Below are 9,866 nucleotides of genomic sequence, written 5' to 3'. Positions count from 1 at the left end.
CCTGCTTATCCGGTACAGCTTCCGCCCGGACTTTAACGTCTTCGACAGAGATTGATGGCAGGAATGCTCTGTTGAAGACGGGGCTATCCGGTACTCGTCTTCATCGGCCGGTCCGCATCTTTCCCTTCGGTGTTCACTTCTAGTCCCACTCGAATTGGCTTCCGCACATGAAGCTGATGGGGGAGTGGAACGGGGAGCTGATCTATGGTGCGAGTCCAGCGGGTTCAAAGCGATGGCGCAGAAACCACATGGACAGTTCTCGGAGACGACTTCCTCCCGGTTCCGGAAATTGAGCTCTACTTCGAGCACCTGAGGCAGACCGGTCATTCCCCCAACACCGTTAAGTCCTACGCACGCTCCCTCTGCTTGTGGTGGGAGTTTCTGGGACTTCGCGGGCGTGCTTGGGACCACGTAGAACTTGAGGACTTGTCGGCCTTTCTGGCATGGATTCGTACAGGCCTTCCGCCAGAGGTGGTTATCTTTCGCGGGACCGCCACGTCGTCCCGGATTGCTCCTTCAACTGCTGCCCTGAGGGTTCAGGGCGTGCGCTCCTTCTATGCTTTCCATCAGTGGCGCGGGTACGATTTCGGGTCGATTGTCTACTCCGACCGCCCGTCCCGGAGCCCGTATCTGCCGTTTCTGGGTCATACCAGTCGTGGACTGCGCCGCAGCGCTTCGGTAAGTGTCCCGAAGCGACGGTCCAGCGCTCCTGTCCTGACGGTTCGGCAGATCGACGCGATCAAGGATCACTGTGGTCGGTTCGATCCGAAAAAGAGGGAGTGGAGCGGGTCTGTCCGGGACCTTTTGCTTTTCACCTTGTTGGAGGAGACCGGGCTTCGGTTGGGCGAGGCACTCAGTTTGCAGCATCGGGACTGGCGTGCCGGGCGTGGGGAGAACGCCTACCTCGAGGTCGCTCCGCGCGATGACCACCCATACGGGCTGCGGGTCAAGGGCTCCCGATACCGCAAGATCCATATCTCCGATGGCCTGGACAGGCTCTACGCCGAATACGTCTGGCAGTTGTGCGAAGCCGGCATGGACTTGGCTGTGACGTCCATGGATGAGGCATACGTGTTCGTCAACCTCAGGATGGGGCATGAGTTCAAGCCCCTGCGGGCAGAGACCGTCTATAAACGCGTCGGGCGCATTCGCAGGGCCCTGGGCTCTGCGGTGCCGCCGGACTGGACGCCTCATTGGTTCCGCCACACCCACGCCACGGCAATGCTCCTGGCAGGTGCCCCGCTCCATGTGGTGAGCCGGCGTCTCGGGCACTCTGACGTTCAGACAACCCTGAATCTGTACGCCTGGGTCACCGATGACGAGGAACTCCGTTCCCTTGCCGACTGGCGAAGAATGACGAATCGATGGAGAGTCCAGGATGAAATCGGCTGACGCGCGAACCCTTGAGGCACTGAGCCTCAATGGCAGAAACCCATTCACCACCCACGCCAACCAGGCGTTGGGAAACCAGGTCCCAGCGGAGATGCAATTGCTCCACTACACCCGGACCACGATCCCCGAACAATACCTGCCGTTCTTCGCCTACTACCACGCCAAGATCGGGAACATTCACCTGGACGGGCTCCCACCGGTGATGCAGAGGGAAATGCAGTACGTCATCTGGAGCATCGTCAAAGGTGGTGGCCGTGTTCCCTGCTCGCCGCTGGGACTACTCATGAGGGAACTGGCAGAGACCTCCCGCCGGTTGAAAGCAGAGGGGAAAGCCGCGGAAAGCCTGATGGACCGCACCCCATCCCAATGGCGGAAAGAGCTCAGCAGTTCCTGGGCGAAAAGAACCCGGGCGCTGCCGAACCCCTCGACCCTGCGAACCATCACCGGGCCTCTGGACCGGGCCTCGAAGTTGTTGTGGTTCGCCTACGATGACGGTCCCTGGTGGAAACGGGAAGTCTGGTCACTGGACTTGGACACCCGCATTCCCCGGGGGCGGAACATCCCTCCGAAGACGGATGCCATCCATTGGCACGAAGTCACGCCGGCCTGGCTGAGGCTGGGAGCGATGCTCTACGTCAAGACTGAGCTGGAACGGGGTGACATCGCCTGGGGGACAGTGCTGCAGCGACACCACGGGATTAAAGTTTTCGGCAGATTCCTCACCCTCAGAGGTGTCGATACGCCCCTTCTCGCCAGGAATGCCCAGGAGCGCAGGGCCTTGATCCTCGACTTCCTCACCGAGAGCGCCTTCACGACCCAAAACGGCCGCCGACGCGAGCAGTCAGGCATTTCCTCGATCGTCGCAGCCGTCCGGGGGCTGTATGAGTTCATGGTTGATCATGCCGAGGACGCGGCACAGACCGGAATCGACGCCCGCTGGACTACATTGTCCCCGGACTACCTCCGCCTCATACGCCCGGGCGACCTCCCACGAAAGTCGAAGAAAGAGCCGCTCGACGAAACCCGACTCTATTCCGACCACACGATGTCCCAAATCGCCCTGCACGCACCATTGCTGGGGGCTTCAAGGACAGACGGAGGTCTGGGAGATCCCCAAGCGATGCGGATCCTCCTTTTGCTCATCGCGACAGGTCGCCGCGCGAGCGAAATCTGCATGATCGACGTCAATCCCTTGATACCTGTTCCGGGAGCCGAGGACCCGGGATCGGACAGAATCGCCAAGCTGCGATACCAGCAGACCAAGATCGACGGAGCACCCGAAACGATCTTCATCGATTCCGAGGCAATTGAGATCATTGCCGAACAACAGCGATGGCTCAAAGACCACCTTCACCGAAACCAAATCACAGAGCCTCCGCAGTATCTGTTCATCCGGAGCCATAACAACCTGCACGGTCAACGCCCCTACAGCAGTAACGTCTTCCGTACGCAGCTGCGAAAGCTGGTAGATCTCGCCGACATCCGCGACGAAAACGATCAACCACTCAAACTCGCCAGAACCCATAACTTCAGGCACACCAAGGCAACGAACCTACTCAACGCCGGCGTCCCACTTCACGTCGTTCAGCGATACCTGGGCCACACCACCCCCGAGATGACCATGCACTACGCCCAGACCCTGGACGCGACGGCCAAAGCGGAATTCATCAAGTACCGAAAACTCACAGCCGAGGGCAGCCGGCCGGTTATGTCCTCGGAGGACCTCTACGAGCTTATGGCTTTGGATGCCCGCACCGACCGAGTCTTGCCGAACGGGTGGTGCACGCTCCCGCCGGCCCAGACCTGCGGCAAAGGCAACGCGTGCCTGACCTGCGACCTGTTCGTCACGGACGAACGCTTCCTGGGCGTCCATGAGGGCGAGCTCGTTGCACTGGATACTCTGGTCGAGAAACGCCAGGAGGCCCACCAACAACGAACTGGCGAGCCGATGGGCGAAAACCACGTGTGGCTGACCCTCCGGCGTCGAGAACAGCGTGCCTTGGGAAGAATCGTCGAGGCCATCAAAGACCCTGCACGCGGCAAGTCTCCCGTGGCCGGAGCTGGCACGCCGGCACGGACTGAGTCCGACATTCACCGGGCACCACGTCAGGTCACCGGGTAAATGGTCCGGGGCAACACCGAGAATCTTCGGCTGGCCGCCCAGACGAAACGCGATGCCGCTTTGGCGCGCGCCGAGAAGGGACTGCGAAGGCTCCTCAAAGCCGGCCGCCCAATCACATTCCAAACCGTGGCAGCAGAAGCAGGAGTCTCCAAAGACTTCCTCTACCGGACCAGCGACCTGCGCGAACGAATCATGGATCTCCGCTCCAAAACCACGCCGGGGAGCGAACCAAAGCGTGACCATCCACGGAGCGAACCGCCGCATCCCGACACCAGCAGCATCGTCAGGACTCTGGCGGCCAAACTTGCCGCGGAGCGATCAACCAACGGGAAAAAGATCGCCGAGCTCGAAGCCGCCCTCGCAGCAGCCCACGGCGAAATTCTCCAGCTTCGGCGCCGGAATCCCTGCCCACCGCCTCGCACCGCGCCATCCGGGCAGTAGGCGCGGGATCAGTTCGTGCTGTCGGTGAGGTCGTTGTAGAGGGCCTGCACGCGGGTTTTGATGTCGTCGCGGACCAGGCGCATGCGTTCTATGCCCTCGATACCGCGGGTAGAGGGTTCGTCGGTTTCCCAGATCTCAAACCGCTTCCCGGCAGGTGCGTCGAGTTTGGCTTCAGTGCCGAGGACGATGACGGCGTCCACGAGGTTCAGGACCTCGTCGGTGACGGGTTTCGGGTATTCACCGGTGACGTCGATGCCCAGCTCCGTCAGTGAGTCCACGGCTTGGCCGTTCAAGGACTCTGCGGGTTTGGTGCCTGCGGAGTAGACGGTGATGTTGTCCCCGGCGAGGTCGCGCATGAGACCTGCGGCGAGTTGGGATTTGCCGCCGTTCTTGCTGCAGACGAAGAGGACCGCGGGGTGTTCGGTTGTCATTAGAGGGCTGCTTCTTTCGTGAGGGAGGCGACCAGGGTTTTGACCCGGTCGTGGATCTGGTCGCGGATGTCCCGGACGGTTTCCAGCGATTGGCCGGCGGGGTCGGTGAGGTCCCAGTCTTCGTAGCGTTTGCCGGGGTAGATTGGGCAGGAGTCCCCGCAGCCCATGGTGATGACGACGTCGGAAGCCCGGACGACATCATCGGTGAGCGGTTTGGGGTATTCCTTGCCCAAGTCCAGGCCCATCTCGCTCATCACGGTCACGACGGTCTGGTCCAGTTCGGAGGCCGGGAGGGACCCGGCGGACCGGACCCGGATCCTGCCTTTGGCTTCGACGTTGAGCAGAGCGGCGGCCATTTGGGACCGGCCGGCGTTCTGGACGCAGACGAATAAAACTTCGGGCACGTCGGAGACGATGGCGCCCTTGGATTTGGCCAGGGCGTGGAGCCTGTCGTTGGCGAAGTGCTCGGTGGTCGCGGGCAGGTAGGCGCTGATCTTCGCGGTCCTGGCCAGGGCGGTGTAGGACTCGAAGACGTAGCGTTCGACGGTTTCGGCGGCGAACGTTCCGGCGTAGCGGTCGGCGAGGCGGTTGCTGATCCGGTGCAGGACTTCGGTGTTGTCCTGCAGTCCCAGCGTTGTTTCCTGGTGGTCGGTCATGGCAGTACTCCCTAGGGGTGGGTCCGGCTCGATGATGACTGGCGCTGTGGGTTGGGTGGGTTAGTTGTCGGCGGAGCGTCCGTGGGCCAGCCCGGTCGGGAACCCGACGAACGCTGGTTTGGGTGCCGCGCAGCAACCTCCCTGGGCTTCGGGCTCCTGCGTGGTGGCTGCGGCCGGGACGTCACAGCTGGTGCCCGCGTCCGCGGAGCAGACCCCGGTTTCGGGCAGTTCCAGGTGCACGGTGTCTGCTGCTGCTTGGTCACCCGCGAGGGCGGCGGCCACGGAGCGGACCTGTTCGTAGCCGGTGGCCAGCAGGAACGTCGGTGCCCTTCCGTAGGACTTCATCCCGACAATGTAGAAGTCCTTCTCCGGGTGCGCCAGAACCTTAGCGCCGTGCGCTGGGACGGTGCCGCAGGAGTGGAATTCCGGGTCGATGAGCGGGCCGAGCTCGGTGGGGGCTTCCACTGCCGGGTCCAGGTTCAGGCGCAGTTCCCGCAGGACATCCAGATCGGGCCGGAATCCGGTGCAGGGCGCGATGACGTCAGCCTCGACGGTGCGCCCGTCCACCGCTTCGACCGTGACGTGCGTGTCGAGGGTTTTCAGGGCGGCGATGCCGAAGCCGGTGTGCAGTTCGATGGTTCCGGCGTCGACCAGGCGGCGGAGCCGGGAGCCGAGCTGGCCGCGGGCGGGTAGACCGTCGGCGTCTCCGCCGCCGTAGACCTTCTCCGCGGACTCGCCGCGGACGGCCCAGAGGATCGTGGTGCCGGGTTCTTCCTTGGCCAGTTCGGCGAGGTTGATCAGGGTGTTCGCAGCTGAGTGACCGGCACCGACGACGAGGACGCGGCGGCCGGCGAACGCGGCACGGTCCCTTCCAATAGCGTCGGGCAGCGGCGAGGAGATCCGGTCAGCTGCGGTGGTCTCGCCGATGGCCGGCAGACCCGAGGTGCCGAGCGGGTTTCGCGTGGACCAGGTCCCGGAGGCGTCGATGACAGCACCGACGACATGGTCCCGAATCTCGCTGCCGTCGTGCTCAACGCGGACAACGAACGGGGTGGTGTCACGGTCCCGGACATGGGTTTTGTCCAGCCCAGCGCGGGTGACGGCAATGACGCGGGCGCCAGTCTGGAGCCGGGAGGCGATCTGGGCGGTGGCGGCCAGCGGGGTGAGGTAGTTGTCGATGAGTTCCCCGCCGTAGGGCAGTGCCGTGGGGCGGGGGGACTCCCACCCGGTGGGTTCGAGCAGGCGCACGGCGGCGTCGTCGAGGTTGAACCGCCACGGAGAGAACAGCCGGATGTGGCGCCATTGTTCAATGGCGGCACCGGCGGTGGGGCCGGCTTCGAAGATGACCGGTTCGAGGCCGCGCTCAAGCAAATGTGCCGCGGTGGCCAAACCGATGGGTCCTGCGCCGATTACGGCGACCGGAAGGTTCTTCACTGAATCCATGCTGTCCTCTGTTCTTTTCCGTTGGTGCGGTTGGTTTCGGGGGTGCCTGCCGGTCCTTGTGGGTCCGGCAGGCCGGGGCTGTGCTGTTTAGCAGCAGTCCGGATCGTCCTCGTCGCAGCAGCCCGTGTCGGTGCAGCACCCGGTGTCCATCCAGTTCACCCCCTCCCCGTTACTGAGTGGTTAGGCGTGGGTTGGTTCTTCAACCAGTGCCGTGGCGATGCTGTCGGCATCCTCCAGCGCGACCAGGAACCGTTCGGCGTCCAACGCGGCCGCGCAGCCGGTGCCCGCGGCGGTAATGGCCTGCCGGTAGCGGTGATCCACCGCATCACCACAGGCGAAGACACCCGAGAGGTTGGTGACCGTGGTGGGTGAGTCGACCTTGATGTAGCCCTCAGCGTCCAGGTCCACCTGTCCGGTGACCAGTTCGGTGCGGGGCACGTGGCCGATGGCGACGAAGATGCCGGTGGCGGCCTGTTCGCGGGTTTCCCCGGTGCGGGTGTCCGTCAGGGTCACGCCGGTGACCTTGGTGTCGCCGTGGATCTTGGTGATGGCGGAGTTCCAGGCGAAGGTGATCTTGGGGTTGTCCTTGGCGCGCTGGGCCATGATCCGGGAGGCCCGGAGTTCGTCCTTGCGGACGACAACAGTGACGGTCCTGGCGAAGCGGGTCAGGAAGGTCGCTTCCTCCATCGCGGAGTCACCGCCGCCGACGACGATGATGTCCTGCTCGCGGAAGAAGAACCCGTCGCAGGTCGCGCACCAGGACACACCGTGGCCGCTGAGCTTCTTCTCTTCCGGCAAGCCCAGCTCCTTGTAGGCGGACCCGGTCGCGAGGATAACGGCAGGTGCTTCGTGCGTGGTACCGGCGCCGGTGACGACACGCTTGAGGTGACCGGTCAGATCAACCTCGGTGGCGTCGTCGAACACGATCCGGGCGCCGAACTTCTCGGCCTGTTCCTGGAGCCCATCCATCAGCTCCGGGCCCTGGACGCCGCCCGGGAAGCCGGGGAAATTCTCTACCTCGGTGGTGTTCATCAACGCGCCACCAGCGGTGACCGAACCGGCCAGGACCAAAGGATTCAACCCGGCCCGGGCAGCATAAATCGCGGCCGTGTATCCGGCAGGGCCGGAGCCGATGATGATCAGATGTTCTGTCTGGACGTCGGTACTGGCGTCGGTGCTCACGGAAGTCTCTCCTGGTGCTCGAAAAAAGATGGGTTACTTGGCGGCCGGGACCAGCGAGGCGATCAGGGCCTCGATGCGGGTCTTGATCTCGTCGCGGATCGGACGGACAGCGTCCACGCCTTGGCCTGCGGGATCTTCAAGGACCCAGTCCTCGTAGCGCTTGCCGGGGAAGTACGGGCATTCATCGCCGCAGCCCATGGTGATGACGACGTCGGATTCCTTCACGGCCTCGGTGGTGAGGACCTTGGGGATTTCGGCGGACATGTCGATGCCGAGCTCGGCCATGGCTTCAACGGCGGCTGGGTTGACCTTGTCCGCGGGCTGCGAGCCGGCGGAACGGACCTCGATGGCCCCTTCGGACAGGGTGGTGAGAAACGCTGCGGCCATCTGGGAACGTCCGGCGTTGTGGACGCAGACGAACAGGACGGAGGGCTTCTTGGTGGTTTCGGTGCTCACGGGGTTTCTCCTGGGATCAGTTGGGTGAGGGGTTGGGAACTCTCTGAATCTCTGTCCGCTCCGTTGCAGCAGCACCGGCCTGATATTGATGCTTGTCGATATATGGAGTATCGGACAGTAGATTGATGATTGTCAATATTTAGCTTGGAAGGCTCCCCGTAAGCGCCCGGTCGTTCTTGGATCAGGCGGCGTGCAGGCGGGGAGCGAGGTCGTTGATGCGTGCGGACAAATCTGTGAAGGCGTTCTCGAAGGCGTCTTCATTGTTCAGTCGCAGGGGGTCGGGCACGGACCAGTGGATACCGCCAAGGCCGGCCAGTTCCTCATGGGCGTTGTCGCAGACGGTCACGATGAAATCATCGGCGGCCGCCACCTGATCCAGCTGGCGCGGGGTCAGCTGGTCAAGATCGACACCGTGGCGGCGGGCCACGGCTACAGCGCCGTCGGCAATGCGCTCGGCCGGATGGGTTCCGGCCGAGATGGAGGGGATGTTACTGACCTGGCGCCAGAGCGCGGTCGCCAGCTGGGAACGGGCGCTGTTCCGGGTGCAAATGAACAGCACACGTCGCGCTGCGTGCTCACGCCCGGGTGCCAGTCCGTCAAGGGCTCCGGCTGCGAGCCGGAAGTAGCTGCGTCGCTTGTCCGCTTCCGAACGGTGGCGGGTAGCAAGCCCGGCTTCCTCAAGGCTGCGCAGGTGGTGCGAGAGCAGGTTCGAGGGCATCCCAAGTTCAGCCTGCAGCTCCGTCGGCGACAAATCCCCCAGGGTCAACAGGTCCACGATGCGAAGGCGGGCAGGATCGGCGAGGGCGGCATGCTTTGCAACCCGCGCCCGAAAGATGGTCATCTGCTCAGTATCCATTGACTCAATTTTGACTGAGATACTTTCTTCGGTCAAGCTGGTTGCCATGACTTCACACCAGCCGCCGTTGTGGCGCCGCGCCGTCGCCGAACTGCTCGGCACCGCTTTGCTTGTCTCCGTCGTCGTCGGCTCGGGGATCGCCGCAGCCCAGCTTTCACCCAATGATGTGGGCTTGCAGTTGCTGCAGAATAGCACAGCGACTGTACTCGGGTTGACCGTTCTGATCCTTGTGTTCGGGCCCGTCAGTGGGGCGCACTTCAACCCCGTAGTGTCCCTGGCCGACTGGTTCCTGGGCAGGAGTACCCGAACCGGCCTGTCGCTGGCCGAAGTTGGAATCTACGTGATCGCGCAGGTCATCGGTGCCATCGGCGGCAGTGTGCTCGCCAACGCCATGTTCGAGGTCGGCACCTCCATCTCGGTCAAGGACCGCGCCACCACCGGGCACCTGCTTGGCGAAGTCGTCGCCACTGCTGGATTGATTCTGTTGATTTTCGCGCTGGCGGCCACCAACCGCGGCGCTCTCGCGGCCCCTGCGGTCGGCGCTTACATCGGCGCAGCCTACTGGTTCACCTCCTCGACGTCCTTCGCCAACCCGGCAGTGACCGTCGGGCGCATCTTCAGCGACACCTTCGCCGGTATCGCGCCCGGATCCGTTCCAGGGTTCGTGGTGGCGCAGCTGATCGGTGCTGCACTGGGTATCGGCGTCCTGGCGTTGCTGTTCCCGACAGCATCTCGCGCCGCGGACGACATCGTCGTCCCGCACTCGCTGGAGAAAACCGGGGCCTAGTCATCCGCTGACGGAAGCGGCGGGCCGCTTGCCCGACTACATTGATGATGGTCAATATTCGGGCATAATGGATAAATGAACGCACTGCCCGTCCTCGAAC

Annotated in this window: 10 protein-coding genes; 4 read left to right on the top strand and 6 right to left on the bottom strand. The window is 63.4% G+C overall.

Annotation, left to right across the window (positions count from 1 at the left end; translation table 11 throughout):
- Positions 1–204: 204 nt before the first annotated feature.
- From EU811_RS22765 to EU811_RS22755, 3 genes are read left to right on the top strand one after another with little or no spacing between them, the layout of a single operon-like run.
- Positions 205–1,392, top strand: coding sequence for a tyrosine-type recombinase/integrase (locus EU811_RS22765; RefSeq protein WP_142940530.1), 1,188 nt, complete (start codon positions 205–207; stop codon positions 1,390–1,392).
- The gene (locus EU811_RS22760; protein ID WP_142940529.1) at positions 1,379–3,514 is read left to right on the top strand and encodes a tyrosine-type recombinase/integrase; all 2,136 of its coding nucleotides are present in this window, start codon (positions 1,379–1,381) and stop codon (positions 3,512–3,514) included. The genes EU811_RS22765 and EU811_RS22760 overlap by 14 nt, the downstream gene beginning before the upstream one ends.
- Positions 3,515–3,955 (top strand): DUF6262 family protein, encoded by a 441-nt coding sequence (locus EU811_RS22755; protein ID WP_238703541.1) that lies wholly within the window; start codon positions 3,515–3,517, stop codon positions 3,953–3,955.
- Between the two features lie 8 nt (positions 3,956–3,963).
- Here the strand turns inward: EU811_RS22755 and EU811_RS22750 are convergent, their stop codons facing one another.
- The 6 genes from EU811_RS22750 to EU811_RS22725 form a co-directional block, all read right to left on the bottom strand.
- Complete coding sequence (locus EU811_RS22750) at positions 3,964–4,386, bottom strand: arsenate-mycothiol transferase ArsC (protein WP_142940527.1); 423 nt, start codon at positions 4,384–4,386, stop codon at positions 3,964–3,966.
- Positions 4,386–5,042 carry an arsenate reductase ArsC gene (locus tag EU811_RS22745; protein WP_142940526.1) on the bottom strand — a complete coding sequence of 219 codons (657 nt, stop codon included), beginning with the start codon at positions 5,040–5,042 and terminating at the stop codon, positions 4,386–4,388. Before EU811_RS22745 ends, EU811_RS22750 begins: the two co-directional genes overlap by 1 nt.
- A 60-nt stretch (positions 5,043–5,102) precedes the next feature.
- Positions 5,103–6,485, bottom strand: coding sequence for an FAD-dependent oxidoreductase (locus EU811_RS22740; protein WP_142940525.1), 1,383 nt, complete (start codon positions 6,483–6,485; stop codon positions 5,103–5,105).
- Positions 6,486–6,665: 180 nt separating this feature from the next.
- Positions 6,666–7,667, bottom strand: coding sequence for a thioredoxin-disulfide reductase (gene trxB, locus EU811_RS22735; RefSeq protein ID WP_142940524.1), 1,002 nt, complete (start codon positions 7,665–7,667; stop codon positions 6,666–6,668).
- A 33-nt stretch (positions 7,668–7,700) separates the two neighbouring features.
- Positions 7,701–8,123: an arsenate reductase ArsC gene (locus EU811_RS22730; protein WP_142940523.1), complete on the bottom strand. Its 423-nt coding sequence runs from the start codon at positions 8,121–8,123 to the stop codon at positions 7,701–7,703.
- 181 nt (positions 8,124–8,304) lie between these two features.
- A complete protein-coding gene (locus EU811_RS22725) occupies positions 8,305–8,979 on the bottom strand; it encodes a metalloregulator ArsR/SmtB family transcription factor (protein WP_142940522.1) in 675 nt (224 codons plus the stop codon).
- 46 nt (positions 8,980–9,025) lie between these two features.
- Between EU811_RS22725 and EU811_RS22720 the strand changes: the two genes are divergently transcribed.
- Entirely contained in the window at positions 9,026–9,766 is a 741-nt protein-coding gene (locus tag EU811_RS22720) for an MIP/aquaporin family protein (RefSeq protein ID WP_142940521.1), read from the top strand.
- Positions 9,767–9,866: the final 100 nt, after the last annotated feature.

The organism is Arthrobacter sp. TS-15 (assembly GCF_006964045.1).
GTDB lineage: Bacteria > Actinomycetota > Actinomycetes > Actinomycetales > Micrococcaceae > Arthrobacter.
Note: the sequence above shows the minus strand (reverse complement) of the source record. Positions and strands in the feature narration are given on the sequence as shown.